At 38.9% G+C, this 21,744-nt stretch carries 19 protein-coding genes and 4 pseudogenes; 15 read left to right on the top strand and 8 right to left on the bottom strand.

Annotation, left to right across the window (positions count from 1 at the left end; translation table 11 throughout):
- Positions 1–217 precede the first annotated feature (217 nt).
- Entirely contained in the window at positions 218–808 is a 591-nt protein-coding gene (locus tag C6Y03_RS03615; RefSeq protein ID WP_106038834.1) for a type 1 glutamine amidotransferase family protein, read from the bottom strand.
- Positions 809–985: 177 nt separating this feature from the next.
- On the opposite strand from C6Y03_RS03615, the pseudogene C6Y03_RS03610 reads away from it, so the two are divergent.
- Positions 986–1,818: pseudogene (locus C6Y03_RS03610) on the top strand (SMI1/KNR4 family protein).
- Between the two features lie 198 nt (positions 1,819–2,016).
- Here the strand turns inward: C6Y03_RS03610 and C6Y03_RS19575 are convergent.
- Positions 2,017–2,349: pseudogene (locus C6Y03_RS19575) on the bottom strand (GNAT family N-acetyltransferase); the annotation flags it as partial.
- A gap of 16 nt (positions 2,350–2,365) precedes the next feature.
- A complete protein-coding gene (locus tag C6Y03_RS03600) occupies positions 2,366–3,256 on the bottom strand; it encodes a LysR family transcriptional regulator (protein ID WP_106038833.1) in 891 nt (296 codons plus the stop codon).
- Positions 3,257–3,383: 127 nt separating this feature from the next.
- Here C6Y03_RS03600 and C6Y03_RS03595 point away from each other — a divergent pair, with 127 nt between their 5' ends.
- The 11 genes and pseudogenes from C6Y03_RS03595 to hag (C6Y03_RS03550) all read left to right on the top strand — a co-directional run bounded on the left by C6Y03_RS03595 (position 3,384) and on the right by hag (C6Y03_RS03550) (position 14,957).
- Positions 3,384–4,541, top strand: coding sequence for an MFS transporter (locus C6Y03_RS03595; RefSeq protein ID WP_106038832.1), 1,158 nt, complete (start codon positions 3,384–3,386; stop codon positions 4,539–4,541).
- A 425-nt stretch (positions 4,542–4,966) separates the two neighbouring features.
- A complete protein-coding gene (locus tag C6Y03_RS03590; RefSeq protein ID WP_034663133.1) occupies positions 4,967–5,488 on the top strand; it encodes a ClbS/DfsB family four-helix bundle protein in 522 nt (173 codons plus the stop codon).
- Positions 5,489–5,733: 245 nt separating this feature from the next.
- Positions 5,734–6,857 (top strand): annotated as a pseudogene (locus C6Y03_RS03585) (response regulator aspartate phosphatase).
- Positions 6,847–6,978, top strand: coding sequence for a hypothetical protein (locus C6Y03_RS19475; protein WP_262982390.1), 132 nt, complete (start codon positions 6,847–6,849; stop codon positions 6,976–6,978). Before C6Y03_RS03585 ends, C6Y03_RS19475 begins: the two are co-directional and overlap by 11 nt.
- Before the next feature lie 246 nt (positions 6,979–7,224).
- Complete coding sequence (locus C6Y03_RS03580; RefSeq protein ID WP_106038831.1) at positions 7,225–7,683, top strand: AraC family transcriptional regulator; 459 nt, start codon at positions 7,225–7,227, stop codon at positions 7,681–7,683.
- 133 nt (positions 7,684–7,816) lie between these two features.
- Positions 7,817–8,458 carry a hypothetical protein gene (locus tag C6Y03_RS03575; RefSeq protein WP_106036713.1) on the top strand — a complete coding sequence of 214 codons (642 nt, stop codon included), beginning with the start codon at positions 7,817–7,819 and terminating at the stop codon, positions 8,456–8,458.
- 165 nt (positions 8,459–8,623) lie between these two features.
- The gene (gene alr / locus C6Y03_RS03570; protein WP_106036714.1) at positions 8,624–9,805 is read left to right on the top strand and encodes an alanine racemase; all 1,182 of its coding nucleotides are present in this window, start codon (positions 8,624–8,626) and stop codon (positions 9,803–9,805) included.
- A 98-nt stretch (positions 9,806–9,903) separates the two neighbouring features.
- Positions 9,904–11,385, top strand: a pseudogene (locus tag C6Y03_RS03565) (Kelch repeat-containing protein).
- A gap of 232 nt (positions 11,386–11,617) precedes the next feature.
- Positions 11,618–12,538, top strand: coding sequence for a flagellin Hag (gene hag / locus C6Y03_RS03560; RefSeq protein ID WP_106038830.1), 921 nt, complete (start codon positions 11,618–11,620; stop codon positions 12,536–12,538).
- 340 nt (positions 12,539–12,878) lie between these two features.
- Entirely contained in the window at positions 12,879–13,769 is an 891-nt protein-coding gene (gene hag, locus C6Y03_RS03555; RefSeq protein ID WP_106038829.1) for a flagellin Hag, read from the top strand.
- 288 nt (positions 13,770–14,057) lie between these two features.
- Positions 14,058–14,957, top strand: coding sequence for a flagellin Hag (gene hag / locus C6Y03_RS03550; RefSeq protein ID WP_034623420.1), 900 nt, complete (start codon positions 14,058–14,060; stop codon positions 14,955–14,957).
- A 32-nt stretch (positions 14,958–14,989) separates the two neighbouring features.
- Here the strand turns inward: hag (C6Y03_RS03550) and C6Y03_RS03545 are convergent, their stop codons facing one another.
- Positions 14,990–16,462, bottom strand: coding sequence for an FAD-dependent oxidoreductase (locus tag C6Y03_RS03545; RefSeq protein ID WP_106038828.1), 1,473 nt, complete (start codon positions 16,460–16,462; stop codon positions 14,990–14,992).
- Positions 16,463–16,688: 226 nt separating this feature from the next.
- Between C6Y03_RS03545 and C6Y03_RS03540 the strand changes: the two genes are divergently transcribed.
- Positions 16,689–17,513 (top strand): methyl-accepting chemotaxis protein, encoded by an 825-nt coding sequence (locus tag C6Y03_RS03540; protein WP_106038827.1) that lies wholly within the window; start codon positions 16,689–16,691, stop codon positions 17,511–17,513.
- Positions 17,514–17,549: 36 nt separating this feature from the next.
- Here the strand turns inward: C6Y03_RS03540 and C6Y03_RS03535 are convergent, their stop codons facing one another.
- A complete protein-coding gene (locus C6Y03_RS03535) occupies positions 17,550–17,921 on the bottom strand; it encodes a DUF5412 domain-containing protein (RefSeq protein ID WP_106038826.1) in 372 nt (123 codons plus the stop codon).
- 247 nt (positions 17,922–18,168) lie between these two features.
- Between C6Y03_RS03535 and C6Y03_RS03530 the strand changes: the two genes are divergently transcribed.
- Positions 18,169–18,792 (top strand): poly-gamma-glutamate hydrolase family protein, encoded by a 624-nt coding sequence (locus C6Y03_RS03530; protein WP_106038825.1) that lies wholly within the window; start codon positions 18,169–18,171, stop codon positions 18,790–18,792.
- A gap of 24 nt (positions 18,793–18,816) precedes the next feature.
- On the opposite strand, the gene C6Y03_RS03525 is transcribed toward C6Y03_RS03530, so the two are convergent.
- Complete coding sequence (locus C6Y03_RS03525; RefSeq protein ID WP_060596065.1) at positions 18,817–19,365, bottom strand: ImmA/IrrE family metallo-endopeptidase; 549 nt, start codon at positions 19,363–19,365, stop codon at positions 18,817–18,819.
- Between the two features lie 310 nt (positions 19,366–19,675).
- Between C6Y03_RS03525 and C6Y03_RS03520 the strand changes: the two genes are divergently transcribed.
- Positions 19,676–20,575, top strand: a complete 900-nt coding sequence (locus C6Y03_RS03520) for an N-acetylmuramoyl-L-alanine amidase (protein ID WP_060596066.1) — start codon at positions 19,676–19,678, stop codon at positions 20,573–20,575.
- A 220-nt stretch (positions 20,576–20,795) separates the two neighbouring features.
- Here the strand turns inward: C6Y03_RS03520 and C6Y03_RS03515 are convergent, their stop codons facing one another.
- Complete coding sequence (locus tag C6Y03_RS03515; RefSeq protein WP_012009650.1) at positions 20,796–20,966, bottom strand: type II toxin-antitoxin system SpoIISB family antitoxin; 171 nt, start codon at positions 20,964–20,966, stop codon at positions 20,796–20,798.
- A complete protein-coding gene (locus C6Y03_RS03510) occupies positions 20,941–21,711 on the bottom strand; it encodes a type II toxin-antitoxin system SpoIISA family toxin (protein ID WP_106031534.1) in 771 nt (256 codons plus the stop codon). Before C6Y03_RS03510 ends, C6Y03_RS03515 begins: the two co-directional genes overlap by 26 nt.
- Positions 21,712–21,744: the final 33 nt, after the last annotated feature.

Genomic DNA, 21,744 nt, shown 5'->3' with positions numbered 1-21,744 from the left:
GAGAAGAATTTCTAGTGTGGAACATGAGAAAAACACCTTCCTTAAGTGGGTTTTTCTCTATTATAAAATGAGGAGATGGAAAGTTTAAGGAAAAAATAAAGCTGTCGAGATTTTCTCGACAGCCTGACAGACCTTAAGAAGGTCTGTTTTCTTTTTGGGAAACATGTTAAAACAACAAGGCCTATAATAAAACCTTCACAGATATCTTCTACCTTTATTAAGCATAAGGATTTCCATACTTATGACAATATTCATAAAAACCATAACGATTCATAAATATTATTTTTTCAATGTTCTCAGGAGTATCAAATTCTATCATTTCTAAAGTTAAACTAGTAAATTCAATCGGGGCAGTTCCATTTGCGGTGACCAATTGTTTATCTCTTACCGCCTGTTTCTCTATGAACTCACAGGTCGGTTCATAATGTTCGTCATCTCTCCATAAATCAGCAGAATTCCCCGTATGGCTATGATGATTCAACAATCCATTTTTCGCCAAATAATCCACTGCTCCGCATATCGCCGCTACCGGAATGTTTTGACGAAATGTATTTTCAACAAAATGTAAAAGCTTTTTACTGTCATCACCCCAGGAGTTCCCACCAATCATCACGAGCAAATCAAAATGGTCAGGTTCTGATCCTATGATGTAATCGACAGTTGTTTTAAAACCACCTATTGAACGAACAATTTGCTCTAAAGAAATAGTATAAACTGACCAATCTTCCTTTTGATTTAATGAAGAGGCTAAATAAGCACCTTCCCAATCAGCATACTCATCTAATAGAAGAAAAAACACCTTTTTCATCATTTGTCGCTCCTTAGATTCGTTTTTAACATAATGATAGAGAGTCCACTGTTAAATGGACCTGTGATCTTTCTTTTTATTATATCAATTTCAAAGTGACAGTAAGTGTATAAAATGAGCAAATGAATCGTTGGTCAATGTTATACTTATCTCAATAGATACGAGGAGGCACCCACTTTGAAATCATTCTGGGAAAAAGAAGAAGAGAGTCCTTTTACGATAAAAAACATAGATGAGGAACAAATTCGTGAAGCAGAGGGAACACTTGGAGTCACTTTACCTGATACATACAAAAGCTCATTTTAGAATGGAATGGCGGCTTTACAGTTCGTAATGCTTTTCCAACTGAACAGCCGAATTCATGGGCTGAGGATCATGTTCAATTTGACCATCTAAGAGGAATCGCCAAAGATGATGGCATCATGAATAGTCCCCAGTTAAGTGATGAATTGGAACTGCCTGAGGGACTTATTATCATCAGCGGAGAAGAAGATACATGGATCGCAATGGACTACCGAGAAACGAAGGAACGTCCTCCTATTCACTATTTTGATTTAGAGCTGGAAGTAGATTTTAAGCTGGCAGCTACTTTCGATGATTTTATTGAGAAGTTATATATAGCTGAAGATGCAATGGTCGAGGTAGTTGAGATTGAGGAGGAAGCTTCGGATTTGTATGTCAGTAAAGAAGAGCTTGATCTCATATTTGAGAGGCAAGACCTTTGTCAGCAGAATCTCTTCAAAATGGCACATTATCCGATGGAAGAAATGGAAGAGATCGAATGGTTTTTTGATCGTATGAAAAAATGCATTATACAGATAAAAGATCAAAATGTCTTGTATGAAGCAGCCACAACGATTCACTCCATCCTTTTGTTAAATCCAGATATGCCAAGGAATGACCGTATCAATCAAGAGCTGCAAGAAATTGCTGAGTTTCTAGAGAATAGTGGAGAGCCTCGTACCGTCTTTTTGGGAGAAGACATTCATCCAGTGAAAAAAAAGCCCTAAAAAGGGCTTTTTTTAAGTAGCTTGATCTAATTCTTGAAAAAACTGTTTGAGTTGATCAATGAAAACTGATTTGGATTTTCCTTTTTTATAAATGAACTCGATATTGATGTTGAAATTGATGGATGGATCTATCGAAATTTGTTTTAATGGTCCTTGCTCTAACTCATTTCTAACGCAATGATGAGGAAGAAACGATAGTCCCATTCCTTGATATTCAGGTGGGAGAGTAAATCCGATTTCAACGTTTCTAGGCTCACTGGCAAGTGTGTGAATGGCGCAATCTCCTATCAGTTGATTGGATTCAGGTAAGGCAATAGCGTATTGAAACCATGTCCCCGGTTGATTAGGTTTTTGCGTCATTTGATGTTTAACAAATGATTCAGCTTCTTCGTACGTATAGTTTTCTCAAGATTGATATGTTGCAATAGAGGGATTTGCTCGATACTGCTAGAATGCTTCAATATCTTGCAGATCAAATTGGCGAATAACTACCCGGTTTGTCCTTGTAAATATGCTGTTTGCATTCTTCATGTTTTACCCTCATTTTTTAGTTTGTTTTTGATTTGAAAAAGTCTATCAGCCATTCAGATAGTTGCTGTTGTGCTTTACTGACAAATCGATCTGCATAATAAGTTAATTCTAAGTGACGAACAGGTGCCGGATCAGCAATAGGAATCGAAACAATATTTGGCCACGTCGAATGATGTTGCAGCAATCCTCGCGGCTGAATGGTTGCACCGATGCCGGCTTCAACCAGCTGCAATAATGAAGATGCGGACCCAACTTCCATGACGGTGTCCAGTTCAACACCCTGTTCTTTACATACGTCATCTACTAAATCCCTTCCTAGATATCCCTTCGGATACATGACCAAGGCATGCTGCGTCAGCTCTTCCAATGTCACTTCACTCTTTTGGGCTAGATCACTTTCTGAATGAACAAATAATTCGTAGGGCTCACTTCCAAGTGGAATTTGAACGAGGCGCTTATCCGTAGGCCCTCGCAGCCCGATGCCGAGATCCACTTTATGTGAAAGGACTTCTTCACGCACGAAGATATTTGAATATGCTTTCAGATTGGTTTCGGGATAAAGTGTTTTAAATTCTACAAATAGCGGAACAAGCTGAAAGTCAAGATCGGAGGGGAGTACTGCAAGTCGTACGGTTCCTCGTTTTTCAGATAACAGTTCTTTCATCGCATTTTTCGCATCTCTTTCAGCTTGAAGCATTTTCATACCATATTGATAAAGCAGAGAACCAGCTTCGGTTGCAACGACTTTTTTACCGATTCGATCAAAGAGCGGCATCCCAACTTCAGCTTCAAGCAGACGGATCTGTTGGCTTAATGTAGGCTGTGATATCCCTAATTGCTCAGCAGCTTTTGTGAAATGTAAATGATCGAATACAGCCATGAAATATGTAATATGACGAGTATCCATTTGTCATCCTTTCATGAATAATAGTTTTTTACTATCATCATAATATGAATTATTGTATTGATCAATGATTGCGGCAGATTTATACTCAAAGTAACTTCAACAAGATGAGAGAGGAAGAAGAGCATTGATGAAAAAAATATTTTATTTAGCCGCTTTATTTTTAGCTGCACTAAACTTGCGCCCAATTATTACGTCCGTGGCTTCTATGATGAGCATGATCCAAACAGACCTTGGTGTCAGTGCACTGACAGCAAGTCTTCTAACTACTTTACCGGTCTTGTGCATGGGGGTCTTTGCACCTGTAGCAACTAAACTAAGCCGCCGTTTTGGTTTAGAGAGAACCCTCTTTTTCTCGATTCTTCTCATCACGATCGCTACTGGATTACGTGGGACGAGTCAAACGGTTGCCATCCTTCTCATCACTGCATTTGCAGGAGGAGTTGGAATTAGCTTTGCAGGACCTTTATTGTCTAGTTTTATCAAAAAGTATTTTCCGAAAAGCCCGGGGATTGTGAGTGTCTATTCTATTTCGATGACGATTGGGGCAGCACTTGCTTCCGGATTCACCATTCCGATTTATCTTCGCAGTGAGCATAACCTTCCGTTCGCCTTGTCTTGCTGGGCGGTTTTAGGGATGATCGCATTAATCTTATGGCTAGGGCTGGCTCGGAAAAAACAACAGGCTGATCATGCGGCCATGCCGCTAAGGCTACCGTTACGAAACAAAAAAGCCATTCAATTCACCTTGTTTTTTGGCTTTATGTCCAGCATGTTCTATTCGTTAACAGCATGGATTTCACCCATCGCCCTTAGTTTTGGAAATAGTCCACAGTATGCCGCCATGCTGCTAACGATATTTACACTGATTCAGATTCCGGTGGCACTACTCGTTCCAGGAGTCGTCACTCGCTTAGGAAAACCGAAATTATTTCTGATCTTATGCAGCGTGTCAGAGCTGATCGGCCTTATTTTCCTTCTACTTCCAATGCCTATTTTGCCAGCCGTCATTTTTCTAGGGATTGGGGCAGGTGGATTATTTCCCTTAGCACTTATGCTGCCCATTATTGAGACGCGTACACCGGAGGAAGCTGGTACATGGTCCGCTATGTCGCAGATGGGCGGATACATCATGGGCGGGTTTGGTCCGTTTTTCATTGGCTTGGTTTTCGATCTAAGCGGACATTTTCAAGCTTCCATTGTCGCAATGCTCGTCATTGTCTCATTGATGATTGGCGTTCAGTTATCAATGAAATTAGGTAGAAAAGAGGAAGAAGTGTCGAGTTAAATCATGCTGATTCACATTTCAATCAAAACGGGGAGGTTTTATTGCTTAAGAAGGGGAGCCTGGGGAGAGATACTGGGTGCTTGTTTATGATGGAACGTAAGGAATGTCTTCATTTTTCGCAGCCGCTTTTATAGCTTTTCTTTATTGAGTTTGCGCAATAATGGAATATTTCACAAAATAATAGAGTCACCTAAAGGAGACAAGTATTGTCTCTCTTTTGTTGTTTTAGGAGTAAACACGAGTGATACTTTCATTTAACCAGAAATGCTATTGCTTTTTTGCTCGATTAAGAGTTTGATTATAATAGAGACTGTAAAACAGAAGGCGATAGAATAATTCAGTATCATGAGCTCAAGTTATTTTTTGTACTTTTGCAAGATATGTTCCGAGAAAAATTTGCACAAAAAGAACTAGAGGTGAATAATATGACAACCTATGAGTCGAAGGATATTTTAAAGCAAGCAATCATGAAGACGTACAATCAATACGATGAAGAATTCGATATGATTCCAGAAGAAATGAAAGATGATCGAATAGAGGATGTAAGCCGAACTCCTGCAGAAAATTTGGCCTATCAAGTTGGTTGGACAACCCTGCTGCTTCAATGGGAGCAAGACGAAACTGAAGGAAAGGTTGTCCATACGCCAGCAGAAGGTTATAAATGGAATCAGCTTGGCATATTATATTCTCTTTTTAATGAGAAGTATGCCTGCCAATCACTAGTCTCATTAAGAGCTCAGCTCAAACAGAATGTTTTAACTATTTGTGATATGTTGGATCGTATGAGTGAAGAGGAATTGTTTGAACCTCATCAACGAAAATGGGCGGATGACGCTACAGCAAAGGCTGTTTGGCCAGTTTATAAATTTATTCATGTGAATACCGTTGCCCCTTTTAAAAATTTCCGTACTCAAATTCGTAAATGGAAACGATTAAAACAAGTATGACGTGAAGGATATACTAGATGTACATATTTCGTTAGAACTAAACCTGATTGTATCATCTTATTTCAGAGAGAACAGGGGGCGCTGATTCGAGCCCAGTTATTCCTCCTTATCAAAATTACGATCACTCACATGGCTTCTTTACAGGAGCTTTTTTCTTATTTTTGCGGTTTCTTTTCGGTGTCGGACGATTCACAAAATGATAATATATGTCATTATAGGGAAAATAGAGGAAGGGGTAAGGACTGATGGAGAAAGTGCTTTCTTCTCACGTGGGCTTGAAAATCAATGAATGGTATTATCATATTCAAAGATTTAACGTACCGGACGCCGAAGCATATAAAGAAGAAATCAAATCAATGCTTGATCATATGGAAGAGAATCAGGATTTATTATTGTATTTCTCACTTATGGAGTTCAGACATAAATTAATGCTTGATTACTTGAATCCTTTAGAAAATGGGAAAGAGCGGGCGAACTTTAGGGAACTCGCAATGAAGATCAAAAGAAATTAACAGGATTGCTCGAGTATTACTTCAATTTTTTCTACGGCATGTACGAATTTGAAAACTACGAATACCTCAATGCGATTACCTTCTATAAGCGGGCAGAAAAAAAGCTGTCTCTTGTCAGCGACGATATTGAACGTGCCGAGTTCAATTACAAGATGGCAGAAATCTATTACCACATGAAACAAACCCATATGTCGATGCACCATATCGCACAGGCAATAGAATGTTATCGAGAAAAAGATACATACACAGTAAGAGAAATCCAATGTTCTTTTGTCATTGGGTTAAACTATATAGATATGGGCTGCCCCGAAAAAGCAATACCTCATTTTCAACACGCACTAGAAAAAGCCGCCGACAACTCAACAAAACGATTAAAAGGATCAGCACTTTATAATTTAGGGTTGAGTTATTTTCATAACAATGATCTTTCAACTGCAATTAAATATTTTAATGAATCTATTCATTCGTTTAAAGAACAGGGATATGAGCATTTAAATAAAATTCTTGATCCGCTGGTCATGTTGACAAAATCATATTTTAAAAATGATCAGAGAGCTTTAGGTTTATATGCATTAAACTATGGACTTGAATTAGCTGAAAAATTAAAGGATGATATTTTTATCAATACATTCGTTATAATGAGATCACTTTATATTGATAACAATGAAAATCGTATAAAAGAGTCAATGGCTTATTTGGAATCAAAGTCTTTTTTTGCAAATCTTGAAGATTTAGCGAAAGATGCAGTGAAGCATTATAATAAAGCAGGAGATATAGAACGCTCAAACGAATTTTATGAGAAGATTCTATATTTCCAACACCAAATTAAAAGGGGAGACTGTCTTTATGAAATTTAAGTCAGTAGCAACCGTATTAATAATTGTCAGTGTGTTAGGTGCTTTTAGTTATGTTTCATCAAACGATATCCATAATGAAGCCCAAAGAGGACATACATCAAGTATCGCTTATTTTGCTTAAACTTAAAAAGCCTGTTCAATGGCTTTTTTTATTTAATTGTCGCTTTTCTCAATGTTAAGTCTTCAGAAAAAGCAACTAGGCGGACAATGTCCGTTCTTTTTTGTTTTAAAAGATTGAAATCTTGTTATGTTTTTCCATCATACATTCAATTATTTTTAATAACTTACTGCATTATATTTTAAAGGGTGTTACCGTTGGATGTAAGGAATGATTGGCCAATCTTCCAATATGAGTTGGAGGGAAATCATGAATTGCAAAATTGAAATATTAAGCAATATGAAGATGGTGTATATGAGGAATATAGGACCGTATGGAAGCAAAATGAATATAGAAATGATGAAGCATTTTAAAAAATGGATCAATAAACATCAATTAAATGATGAATTAAAGAAACATGGCATATACGGGGTTCCTCAAGATGATCCTGCAAGGACTTTACCTGAAAAATGCAGATATGACCTCATGATCATGACAAATAGAGATTTCTCTAATGATCAAATGGTTCAGACTGGTCATTTTGAAGGGGGAAAGTATGCTGTTTTTACAATGAGCCATACAACTGAAAAAGTGAATTTGTTTTGGAGTCAATTACCTGACTATATTCAGAACAATCAATTGAACATGCGTCAGGCACCTACTATAGAGCGATATAGAGAAGAGGAAGGCGAAGATAAGGTGTGTGAATTCCTACTGCCTATCTTTTAGACAATTTATCGAACGTCAATGAAAACAGACATTTATGGTCTGTTTTTATGGTTAAATCATCTAGGACTCGTTGCTTCAAATGCTATACTAAGGCTAAACTATAAATGAAGGGGCATGATAGGAGGAGCATTGTGTGATATTCATCATAGGCATTGTCATTGCTTTTATGATTGCTATTTTAGGTTTTACTGTTTTTGTAGAAGTAGGAAATGGACTGGGAACGGCTCTCAGCATCATCGGAGGACTGGTCATTTTATTCATAGCCGGTAGATTACAAAGACGAAAAGAACAGAATGATCCCAACATATTATTAGATAAGATGATGATGTTTTTTCACGAAGATGGATTTCAGGCATCTACATATATCTTTTCAGAGCAAGTTGATAAGGGATTTGCGATTGATGATGAGTTAAATAAAATGCGCTTTATTGAACATCAACCTGGCGGATCATCTAGAAAATATAGATTTGCAGTCACTGAGCTTTCCTTGAAAGATTTGAAACAAGTTGAGATATTAGAAGATGGTGTGCCGATTATTGATTATTCAGCTGAGAGTGATGATAAAGAAGAGGTCTCGACGCTTGAATTAAGGTTAACAATGAATGACAATGACCAAGAATCATCCACGATTACAATCAACTTCCTGCAATTTGATGTGCCTGTTCGTAAGAGCAATGCTCAATACTTAACTGAACGGGAAAATTTGCATGAGATTTATCATGATATTGATGCAATGATGAAATCTGCGGATGAAATTGAATATCATCGCTCATAGAGAAGAAATCACAGTTGATGTGGTTTCTTTTTTTATGTGTAACAAGACAAAGCAGGTCCAGTCATTGTAGTTGAATGTTTTTCTCAAAAATGAATAAAGATAGACTAGACGCGAAAGCGAACATGGAGATAGAAAGAACTCTCATGTGATGAGGAGGAAAAATAAATGAAAAAGCTTTGTAGGGAAGTTTGGATCGAAGTCAACCTTGACGCGATTAAAAGAAATATCGGGGCCATTCAAGCGCATATTCCGAGGAAAAGTAAGATCATGGCTGTCGTGAAGGCGAATGCTTATGGACACGGTTCAGTGGAGGTAGCGCGGCAGGCACTGGAGAGCGGTGCGACGGAGCTCGCAGTTGCTAGCTTGGAAGAAGGCATTGTATTGAGGAGAGCAAAAATTGAAGCACCGATTCTGGTCCTTGGATTTACGCCGCTTGACTGTGTGAAAAGGGCTGCAGCCTGGAGAATTGACCTTTCAGGCCTTCGTGAAGACTGGATTGTTCAAGCAAATGAGATCTTAGCGGAAGAAGAAAGTCAGCGCCGGCTTGGGATTCATGTCAATGTCGACACAGGTATGGGGCGATTAGGTGTACGAACGAAGGAAGAGCTGTTAAGAGTGGTGGAAGCCCTTGAAAAGAGTGAAAACCTTAGATGGGACGGGATTTTTACGCATTTCTCCACTGCGGATGAGCCTGACCCTGATTTCACACTGCTTCAGCACAGCATTTTTATTGATTTTCTTCGTTTCTTAAAAAAACAAGGCATTACATTGCCTACGGTACATATGAACAATACAGCAGCTGCCATCGCGTTTCCTGAATTTAGTGCAGATATGATTCGGCTCGGCATCGGGCTATATGGACTGTACCCCTCGCAATACATTGAGAGTTTAGACGCTGTTAAGCTAGAGCCCGCTCTCAGTTTAAAAGCAAGGATTGCGTTCGTGAAAGAAATGGTGACAAAGCCAAGGACCGTCAGCTATGGTGCAACCTATGTAGCAAAACCTGATGAAGTTATAGCAACCATACCAATCGGTTATGCAGATGGGTACTCACGTGCTTTATCCAATAGAGGATTTATGCTTTTCCGCGGAAAACGAATGCCGATTGCTGGCCGAGTCACAATGGATATGACGATGATCAGTTTAGGAGAAATGAAAGCAAAGCAAGGCGAGGAAGTCGTCATTTACGGCCGTCAAAAGGGCGGAGAAATTTCTGTCGATGAAATCGCTGAAATGCTCAATACAATCAACTACGAAGTCATCGCCACCTTAAGCCGCCGCGTCCCAAGATTTTATCGTCGAGGCGGGAAAATTATTAAAATATCGACACCGGTGATGTATGTGTGAGGGTAAATAGAAGGAAATGCTTATTATGATAAAAATTAAATTTTATTACAAATATGTCGATAAAAGGAGGGATATTTAAGATATGGAGGAAAAAAATGATGAAAAAAGGTTTATTTTTAGTGCTTTTGACCATTTTTATGATGGTCACAATTCATCCGTTAAAAGCTCATGCAGCAGAGACAAATGGCTGAACGAAGCGAGCAGACTTACCGGAAGAGCGAATCGGAGCAAGTGTAGGAGTAGTTGATGGGAAAATATATGTATTCGGTGGAGCAAGTCAACAGTCTAAATTCAACAATTCAACATATATGTATGATCCTAAAATTGATTTGTGGTCAGAAAAAACAAGTATGCCTAGATTAAAAACAGGAGCTACCTACGCAACAGTAGGTAAAAAAATCTATGTCATTGGCGGCCTTACTGATACAACTAAAACAGTTCACAAAACCATCGATGTTTATGATACAGAACTAGATCAATGGACAGAAGAACCAATTAAGATGCCTGAAAAATTTATATATACATCATATATAACTGGTTCCTTAAGAGCAGTTACAGTTGGAGAAAAAATTTATATAGTAGCATCTTTATCAAGCTCTCAAGTAAATTTTTATTCCTATGATACGATAAGTGGAGAGTGGGAAAGTTTAGATAATTCTCAATTAGCTTCTCGTCAGGGTAGAAGTATTTCGGAGATAAATGGAAAGTTATATATTGCTGGTGGTGAGGCTAACGTTAGCCGAGCGAATGATAAAGATATATTAGAATATGATATGACGCTAGGGAAGTGGCAACGGTTAAAGGATGTTCAGTTAAATTCTTTTGCATATGAAGCTGCTTATGCGACATACAATCATAAATTATTTATGATTGGCGGTCAGCAAATTGGAGATAGATCAAGTAAGTTATTAAAACAAGTTCAGATATTTGATCCACAAACTAGACAAGTCCAAGATTCTTTATATGAAATTCCTGAAGGCAGAGTTGGATCTGTAGCAGTTATTGCTGATGATCAATTATATGTCATTGGTGGAAGAGATTATGCTGAGTCAATTGGTAGTCATTCTGTCAAAAACACTTTTAAATCTGTTATCTCAATTCCATTAAAAGATCTGCAAAAAGTCACTAAGGATCAGGATGAAACAAAACCAGATGATGGTTCAGCAGAAGAACCAAAAGATCAGGATGGAACAAAGCCTGGTGATGGGTCAACAGAAGAACCGAAAGATCAGGATGGAACGAAGCCTGGTGATGGGTCAACCGAAGAACCAAAAGATCAGGATGGAACAAAGCCTGGTGATGGGTCAACCGAAGAACCAAAAGATCAGGATGGAACAAAACCTGGTGAAGAAGCAACAAAAGGTATACTTTCAATTACCATGATAAACGGGCTGCAAAAGGATTATTTGCTTTCAATGAAAGAGATTAATGATTTTCTAAATTGGTACAAAGAAAGAAGCTTTGGAATTGGGATGAACTTCTATGAAATCAATGATGAACACAATAAAGGACCATTCACTAGTAAGAAAGATTACGTTGTGTACCAAAATATCTTAATGTTTGATATCAAGCAATACTGATATTTATAAAATGGTAAAGCTGCTGATGATAGATCAGCAGCTTTTGTCTTTATAAAATTGTTAAAATTAGGATCATCGTCATGATAAAAATGTGATATCTTTTAAAGAATCTGCTAAACATCCTATAACCACGACCGATAATAGAATTGTCAGGGTTGATAAGCCCTAGAATAAAGGACTTTTTTCAGACAAGGACGTCTGTCAGGTCCCGCATACATGGAGGTAATAGGAAATGAGAATTAACCACAATATCGCAGCACTTAACACATTGAACCGTTTGTCTGCAAACAACGGTGCGAGCCAAAAGAACATGGAGAAGCTTTCTTCTGGTCTTAAAATCAACCGTGCAGGAGATGACGCAGCAGGTCTTGCAATCTCTGAGAAAATGCGTGGACAAATCCGCGGATTAGAAATGGCTACTAAAAACGCACAAGACGGTATCTCACTTATCCAAACAGCTGAAGGTGCATTGACTGAAACTCACTCAATCCTTCAACGTGTACGTGAGCTTGTCGTTCAAGCTGGAAACACGGGTACACAAGATGAAACAGACCTTGGTGCTATCCAAGAAGAAATCGCTAACCTAGTTCAAGAAATTGGTGACGGTTCTGGCAAAAACGGTATCTCTGATCGTACAGAATTTAACGGAAAGAAATTACTTGACGGTTCTTTCAGCGCAGCTGGTGCTACACCAAAATCATTAACTTTCCAAATTGGTGCAAATAAAGCACAAAAATTAGATGTGAACATCGAAGCAATGTCTTCTACAGCACTTGGTGCAGTTGACCCCGCTACTGGTGCTCTTATTGCAGACCACGCAGTAGCTGACATCGATGTAACACAATTTGCTGATCCGACTGCTGCTGGTGCACTTTCTTTTGATGATCAATTAGATATCGTTGATGGAGCTATCAAACAAGTATCTGACCAACGTTCTAAACTCGGTGCAGTTCAAAACCGTCTAGAGCACACAATCAACAACCTTGGTGCTTCTGGTGAAAACTTAACAGCTGCTGAGTCTCGTATCCGTGACGTTGATATGGCTAAAGAAATGAGTGAGTTCACAAAGAACAACATTCTTTCTCAAGCTTCACAAGCAATGCTTGCACAAGCAAACCAACAACCACAAAACGTACTTCAATTACTACGTTAATGAAGAGCCCCTTTTATGGGGCTTTTTTTATGTCTACTGATGATTGAAAAAAGCAGATCTTGATTATATCAATGTGAGACACACTTGGTGCGCACTTGTTTTTTAAATAAATAATATGATGAGAAGAACTAATATTTTAAAAGGAGCACACAATACGTCTTTTCCATAGAACTAAATCATGAATTAAGACTGATAATTTAATAAATAAATATTAAAAAATGTTAAACTTCCTATAAAACAATCCGATAAAAGAATTGTCAGGGTTGTTAAGCCCTAGAATCAAGGACTTTTTTCAGACAAGGATGTCTGTCAGGTCCCGCATACATGGAGGTAATAGGAAATGAGAATTAATCACAATATCGCAGCACTTAACACATTGAACCGCTTATCTGCAAACAACGGTGCGAGCCAAAAGAACATGGAGAAGCTTTCTTCTGGTCTTAAAATCAACCGTGCAGGAGATGATGCAGCAGGTCTTGCAATCTCTGAGAAAATGCGTGGACAAATCCGCGGATTAGAAATGGCTTCTAAAAACGCACAGGACGGTATCTCTCTTATCCAAACAGCTGAGGGTGCATTGACTGAAACTCACTCAATCCTTCAACGTGTTCGTGAACTAGTGGTTCAAGCTGGAAACACGGGTACACAAGACGATACAGATCTTGGTGCGATTCAAGAGGAAATCAATAATCTAGTTCAAGAAATTGGTAACGGTACTGATAAAAATGGTATCTCTGATCGTACTGAATTCAACGGTAAAAAATTGTTAAATGGTGACTTTGAAACAGCTACATTAACTTTCCAAATTGGTGCAAACAAAGCACAGAAATTAGATGTAAATATCAAAGCAATGTCAGCTGATAAACTTGGAACAGATCCAACTGATGCAACTAAAACAGTTTCAGCTCTTAAAGTAACTGATTTTGCAACTATTGCTGCAGGTGCTGCAGGTGGTTTCAATGATCAATTAGATATCGTTGATAATGCAATCAAACAAGTTTCAGATCAACGTTCTAAACTAGGTGCGGTTCAAAACCGTCTAGAGCACACAATCAACAACCTTGGTGCTTCTGGTGAAAACTTAACAGCTGCTGAGTCTCGTATCCGTGACGTTGATATGGCTAAAGAAATGAGTGAGTTCACAAAGAACAACATTCTTTCTCAAGCTTCACAAGCAATGCTTGCACAAGCAAACCAACAACCACAAAACGTACTTCAATTACTACGTTAATGAAGAGCCCCTTTTATGGGGCTTTTTTTTATGCTGTTTTTTTCGCATTTTCTCCAGTCTTATGATTCTTAAATCCCTCTGACAAATCATGAAAAATGACCTTTAAATTTGGCATACTCTAGCGAAATGATCATAACGAATGAGGCTTTTACCTTATTTATCCCTTTTTTGTTAAACAAATTCCATTAAAGTTCGATAAATGGATTGTAAGGCTTACGAAAAAATTCTAATTTAGAACTTTTGGACAAGGATGTTCAATTGGTTCAAAACACATGGAGGTCATGAAACATGAGAATTAACCACAATATCGCAGCACTTAACACACTGAACCGTTTATCTGCAAACAATGGAGCAGGACAAAAGAACATGGAGAAGCTTTCTTCTGGTCTTAAAATCAACCGTGCAGGAGATGACGCAGCAGGTCTTGCCATCTCTGAAAAAATGCGTGGACAAATCCGCGGATTAGAAATGGCGACGAAAAATGCTCAAGACGGTATCTCTCTTATTCAAACGGCAGAGGGTGCATTGACTGAAACTCACTCAATCCTTCAACGTGTACGTGAACTAGTCGTACAAGCTGGAAACACAGGTACTCAGGATGATACAGATCTTGGTGCGATTCAAGAAGAAATTGATGCACTAGTTCAGGAAATTGGGAACGGTACAGATAAGAACGGTATTTCTGACCGTACTGAATTCAACGGAAAGAAACTTCTTGATGGTACTTTTGCTGCTGAGCCAGAAGGCGGAGAAGCGAAGAAATTAACTTTCCAAATTGGAGCTAACGGTGCGCAGCAATTGTCAGTTCATATTGAAGCAATGTCTGCTGATAAACTAGGAGTTGAGGATAAAACAGTTTCTACTATTAAAGTAACTGATTTCGCCGAAATTGCAGCAGATGAAGAAGGTGGATTTAACGATCAATTAGCAATTATTGATGGAGCGATCAAACAAGTTTCAGACCAGCGTTCTAAACTTGGTGCCGTCCAAAACCGCCTAGAGCACACAATCAACAACCTTGGTGCTTCTGCTGAAAACTTAACAGCTGCTGAGTCTCGTATTCGTGACGTTGACATGGCGAAAGAAATGAGTGAGTTCACAAAGAACAACATTCTTTCTCAAGCGTCTCAAGCGATGCTAGCACAAGCCAACCAACAGCCGCAAAACGTACTTCAATTATTACGTTAATCAAAAAGCCCCATTAAGGGGCTTTTTTTGTTTCAATTGAATGACAGTAGTTGCTGTAAACGAAAGTCAGGAACCGCTTCATGGAAAAAAGCCCGATTGCGTTCATCGTCCTCTTGATTCCACTGACTCCACCATTCAGCCGTTTCGCCAGAAGTGTCGGCTTGAATCATGTCATGCAGCTGTTCTAAGTTGAGGATGTCTCTTGGTTCTGTTAAGAAAGAATGCATTTGGTGATACGCCTCAAGACGTTCAGGCTGTTTTGTTAGTATAGCGTATTGTACGTAGCGATTTAAAAATCCTTGTACGAACGTCAAATGGGGAATGGTTGTTTCTCCTTTTAATTCAACGCCTTCCCACGCCATATCAGCAATCGCACAAAGCCACCAGCCAAGTTCATTGGCATGCTGCATTTGTTGTAATGTGTCCTTTTCAAAAGATAGCTGCTTATTTTTTTGTGCTTGTTTGAGCATACGCTCAAGAACTTGTGCTTCGAGTGCGGCCTTTGTCATTCCTTGCCCGTGAATAGGATCTAATGTACACAAGGCATCGCCCATCACCAATAATCCACTTGGCCATTCGTGCATTTGCTCATAGTGATGTCTCACGCAAGAAGGAACTCTAAACCCTTTTGGTTTTGTATAGGGCGTTAAATGAGTGATGGCATCTGCTATTGCGGGATGCGCGAGTGCAGCTGTTTCTGAATCAAATTGATCAGCATCCGTTGTTGGATAATGTGATCCGCCAGCTGCAGAGAGAAGAACAGCTACTAAATCATGATCTACGCGTTCAAACAGTCCTGTTGGAATTTGCCTGTCTGGCTGACCCACGACGACCATTGATTGCTGGTATGGCGCTTCTGGTGGTATTTGGTAGTATCTAGTGCTGTAACCGAGTGACACACTTAATTCATCTGTCTGTGGTAAGGTCATTCCAGCATCCTTCAGCCATTTTGGCAATTTAGACATTCTTCCAGATGTATCGATCACTAAGTCTGCTTTCATTTCACGAATGCTTCCTGGCTTTTCATGCCGATCTTTCACGATCAGTCCGATGACTTGGTTTGTTCCCTCTTTAAACTGAAGTGAGATGGCTTCATGTTTTTCTAAAAACTGTACACGTTCCTCATTTATCATTCTTTGCATCAGCACCCACTCTAGCATGGCACGTCTTGTGACGGCTGTTTCTTCGGTATCGGTAAGCGTTAATTCACCATCTTTTGTGATAAATCGAGAGGTTTGATGCCATGTATTAAATCCGCCTATTGCCAGTAACTCTTTTGTATAACCAGGAAATAGACGTTCAACTATTTGCTTGCCTAGTGGCAGCATTCTATGTGGATGAAAAGCTTGAGGAGTGCCGAGACGATTCTTAGGAGCGTCTGGCAGTTCGTCCTTTTCGATAATGAAAACTTGATGATAGAACGTTGATAAAACTTTTGCAGCGAGCATTCCCGTCATACCGCCGCCAATGACGATGGCCCGCTCATATGTCATAGGTTGTCTCACAACATGCGCCTCCAATGAATATGTAAAGTAAAATGATTACATGACCATTTCATCATATGTTGATGCTTAAATTATAGCAAATTTGCGTTTTGTTGAATATAGAGAGGGAATCTCCTTCTTTTTACTCGTACATATGAGAAATAACTTTAATCATCATCATTATTTTTAAAAAATAACTATTATTTTAAGAAGGACGACCGATAAATAACATAAGGGGGTAGAGAAATTGGATATACTACAGAGTATTGTGACAGCAGCACCTTATATGATGCAGATTTTAAAAAATGAAGTGACGATGGGTATCATTGACCGAGAGAAATTTTTGCTGTATTTGCCATCGAAAGATGTTGATTTTCAAATTCGAGCTGGTGAACATATTAAACCAGATGATCTGAATATGAAAAAAGCGCTGAGAGGTGAGACATCAAGTATGTTTGTACCTGAATCAGTGTATGGAGTACCATTAAATGCAATGGGATTGCCAATTTTTGATGAAAATGGGCAAGTGATTGGTGCCCTCGCTTTAGGATTTCCGCTCAAAAATCAAATAGAGCTTGAAGCGTATATGGAATCATTAAATGACATTATTCAAAGTATTCAAGAAAAGGTGCACGTGGTGGCGGCACATTCAGAGGAGCTTTCTGCTACAAGTGAGGAGATGACCTTTCAAACGCAGCAAACACTTGAAAGCTCGAAACAAACAGCCGATATTACAAAAATGATTAAAGGCATCTCGAAACAAACGAGTTTGCTAGGATTGAATGCGTCAATTGAAGCGGCCAGGGCAGGAAAAGAGGGAGCTGGTTTTAGTGTTGTAGCAAGTGAGGTTCAAAAGCTTTCAAGTGAAACTTCACGTGCAACAGAAAACATCGAAAGCTCATTACAAGGAATTTCCTCCAATATACATACATTACTTGAAAGTATGGACCACATGAAAGGTTCTTCATCGGAACAGGCTTTACTTGTAACAGAGTTTAGCGGAATTGTGGAACGATTGACGATCGTAAGTAAAGAAATGAAAGAATTCATGCAGCATGTGATGTCAACGTAAAAAACGAATCCAAGAGGGATTCGTTTTTTTGATGCGCTATTTTCTCTTGTTCTGATCAAAGCGATAATCATACGTGTCGCCCTTCACCACATTTAAAAACTCATGTCCAATTTGAACAAGCTGTCCGTTTTTCCATTTGATGAGAGGGTCTTTGTCAGGGTATTTCCAGTAAATCGTCTTCTTACGGTGGGTCAGTTTGTTTTCAATTTCTGCTCTAACTGCGTTTTCCTTTAGCTTTCCTCCGCTATGCTGATAGGTGTTGATGATGTACATTCCGTCAGGTGATGAAATCGAGCGGATGAATGTTCCGTGAGACACGCCTTGAAGAGAGAAGCATTTCCAATAAATAATGCCAGCGAAGCTAAGGAGTAAGATGATAAGGATGAGGGTGGTTTTCTTTTTTAACATGAAAAATTCCTCCAGATGTAGATCACAATATTTCTAATTTATGAGAGAGAATACAAAAAGATTCATATAGTCCAAAAGTTCTATTCATTTCAATTATCGGTCATTTTTTCTCAAAATTCAACAGAAAGCCGTAAATGTAAGGAAAATTTAAGGAAGAATTCAAGTGGTGTATTTGATTCGAAACCTCTTTACAAAAGAATAAGGGATCAGTAGACTTATGCTCATATAGAGAAATGGGGCAGATGACATGAGACAAATCATCGATACGTATCAAAGTTATGAAGAGCTTTCCGCTCATGAAAGAATAGGAATTGATTATCGAATTCTTCACGAGCGGAAAGGTGACCAGCTTCTGGTTTTGTCGCCGCATGCCGGAGGAATTGAATCCGGCGTGAGTGAGCTCATTCATGAAATAGCAAGTGATTATTCTATGTATCTATTTGAAGGCCTTAAAGTAAAAGGCAATCATGTTCTTCATATTACAAGTACACGTTTTGATGAGCCAATTTGTCTTTCTTATGTGCATAACCATCATTATACGTTTGCACTCCATGGCTACGGAGAAACAGAGGTGCTTCAAACGTTAGTGGGAGGTACGGACAGAGAAAGAGCGGCAGAAACTGTGAAACGTTTAACGCTAAATGGCTTTCACGCATTGCTTCTATCTGAATCTGATCGTTTTTCTGGAACACATCCTGATAATATTAATAACCAATGTCTGACGGGAAAAAGTGTACAACTTGAAATTAGTCAGGCGCAAAGAAGAGCATTTTTTCAAGACTTTAGGCGTCGCTACCGGCGTGATACACAAACTGAACAATTTTATCGGTACACAAATGTACTCAAACAAGTATTAGCCCTTTATGAATAAACTATTATCGTTTTATGTGATGATTTACGTTTGATAAACAGCTTCTTTTTCTGCGACCTTTTCTGCTTTCATTAAATAAGACGTAAACTCCTGTTGAAAGCGAATGCCTGCTTTTCGCTGTTCGAATAAGGCAAGCCGCTTTTCAGCAAAAGCTCTGGTGACGTGAAACGTTTGAGCAATATGCAAAATGGCTTGCTGCCGAAGGGTTGGAAGCTTCATTTGCAGCAGCATAAAGGTTGGAACACAAAAGTGATACATGAATTGTTTTGCCTGAAACTCCTGCAGTTCTCGAAAAAGTTTGTTCATTTTGAAATGATTGCCTGTATGCTTTAGCACATGACAAAGCTCGTGGGCAAAATCCTGCCATTGTTCTTCAGGTGATAGGGATCTGTTTAATATAATACTGTAAAGACCTTGATGTTGGATCATCATGCTGCCAGTCTCCTCGTAGTGGACCCATACATGAAATTCAGAAGCGATCCTTTGCATCTCTCTATAAGCGGGACCGCTTATTTGTAATTGAGCATATAACCGCTTAATATCTTCTTCTAAATGGGTTAAAAAACCAGTCATTTAAAAAACCTCCATACAAACGTATGTTCTATTTTTGGCGTAAAAGAAAAGCCCATATAGGACTAAATAGCTAATTGAGCTATTACTTACTTTTTATATCGGCTTATTTTTAACAATTTTAACATAAATTCAAGGAAAAATGGAAGTAATTCCTGTTTTTTTCTGTATTTTTGCACTTTCCACTACTAAAAAGAGTGATTGAATTCAAATTTTACCATAGTCTTCTCATGAAAACAAACAAGTATTGTCTTACGAACGCCACCGATTGATGAGAAAGATCAATTCAATCTAGCAAAAGGGAGTGCAGAACATGGTACAAATTTATCAAGATTTTATTCCAGTTGGAAACGGAAACCGCCCAGGATATGCGATGACACCAGAGTATGTGACGGTGCATAACACAGCAAACACGTCAAAGGGAGCGGATGCGAAAAGTCATGCGGCCTATGTAAAACGCCCAGCGACAGAGGTGAGCTGGCATTTTACAGTGGATGATCATGAAATCTTTCAGCATCTGCCGTTAAATGAAAATGGCTGGCATGCAGGGGATGGACATGGGAATGGTAACCGGAAGTCGATCGGAATTGAAATTTGTGAGAATGAAGATGGAAATTTTCAGCAAGCGGTCAAACATGCACAATGGCTTATTCAAAAGCTATTAAAAGAACATCACATTCCGCTAGCAAACGTGGTCACACATCAGTACTGGTCTGGAAAAGCATGTCCACGCCAGCTTCTTTCTACATGGGATGAATTTAAAAAAGGGATTGAAACGGCAGAAGATCCGGAGCCGGTCATCACGTATGTCGTGAAAAGCGGAGATACGTTAACGAGTATTGCGAAAGCTCATGGGGTCACAGTTCAAGATTTACAGAAGTGGAATGACATTAGTGATCCGAATAAGATTCAAATTGGACAGGTTCTCAAAATTTATCGTAACGATGCAAAGAGCACGTATGAGCTGCCAGATGGGGTTTTAAAGGTGACGTCTCCATTGACAAAGGGAGAGCACGTACGCCTCGTCCAACAGGCGCTTGCTGCTGTTTATTTTTATCCTGATAAAGCAGCTGCAAATAAAGGAATAGACGGAGTTTACGGAGAAAAAACGGCGAACGCCGTAGCGCGTTTTCAGCTGGTAAATGGTCTGACAAGTGATGGGGTATACGGACCTAAAACGAAGGAAAAACTTCTGAAGCTGTTAAGTAAGTGAGTGTTTCTGTTTGTATGATTGGATGACTGCTTCACTTTGCTCATTTAATCGACGCATATAAGGCGACGACTTATATTCAGCAAACTGAACATATCTCAATTGTTTGATTTTCTTTTTCATTTATTGGCACCTCAATCGTTGCAACGTATAGATTATTGTATGCAAGTCTATGTAAAAATGGAAGCAGGACGCGGATTTTGTTCCGCGTCCTTTAGTGTAATCAAGCCCTTTTATTTTTATACTCATCCAATAGCTGTTCATTCTTTTTAAAAATACGCTCTGTATGGGGACTTACCTTGTAATCCGCCATACTGATATGTTGCTTTTTCTTTAAAATCTTAAAAGGGTTTTTCTTGCGATTGTTGTTATCCCCTTGAAGTGCGTGGTCCATCTTCATCACCTTCCTCTTCGTCAGGCAAGATTAGGTCATAAATTGTTGTAAGTGACGTCATTAATAAATAGTCGAACTCAGTGACAATGTCATCAGAGGTAAGCTTAATGACGAAGTGATCATCTGCTACAGAAAACGGGATGAGCACCAATTTGCCGAAATCATCGTAATAGACTTCCTGCCTGTCAAGCTTCGCCTGAATAAGAGCTCGCTGGTCAAGTGTCCGCAGCAGGTCATCTTTTTGTTCCTGCGTATCGTATGGACAAAGAACCGCTTGAATATTCATCTTGTCGGCAAAAGAATAAATGAGCCGTTCAATTCCCTCTATATATGCCTCTACACTTCCATAATATACATGGATCGGTTCGTTTTTCAATAGGTATTGGTACGTTTTTAGTTTGTTGAGATAAGAATGAAGTAGATCGTTATTTTGTTCTAGGAGTTGGTGGGTGTCGATTTCTAGTTCGTGATTTCCGAGTTTTTTAATATAGGAGCTGAGAAAGATGAATGCATCGGTTAATGCAAAAAAAACAGCAATAATCAAGTAGTGCATCCAATCGGTGAAGATTGAAGAAGGGTCATTTGTCCAGTACACAACAGCACCAGCTACATAAATCCAATACCACGTTTTTCGAATGGCAAACATCTTTTCTTTTACTTTTTGTTCAAAACGCCATACGGCAAATACATATACAGCAAGGGCACCTAGCAATAACCACACGGTCAATTGAAAAAATAATAGCATGTTCTTCTCTCCCATAGACAGATGGATACTTAT

It is taken from the genome of Bacillus sp. LNXM65, assembly GCF_002998575.1.
Taxonomy (GTDB): Bacteria; Bacillota; Bacilli; order Bacillales; family Bacillaceae; genus Bacillus.
This window is presented reverse-complemented; position numbering and strand designations above follow the sequence as displayed.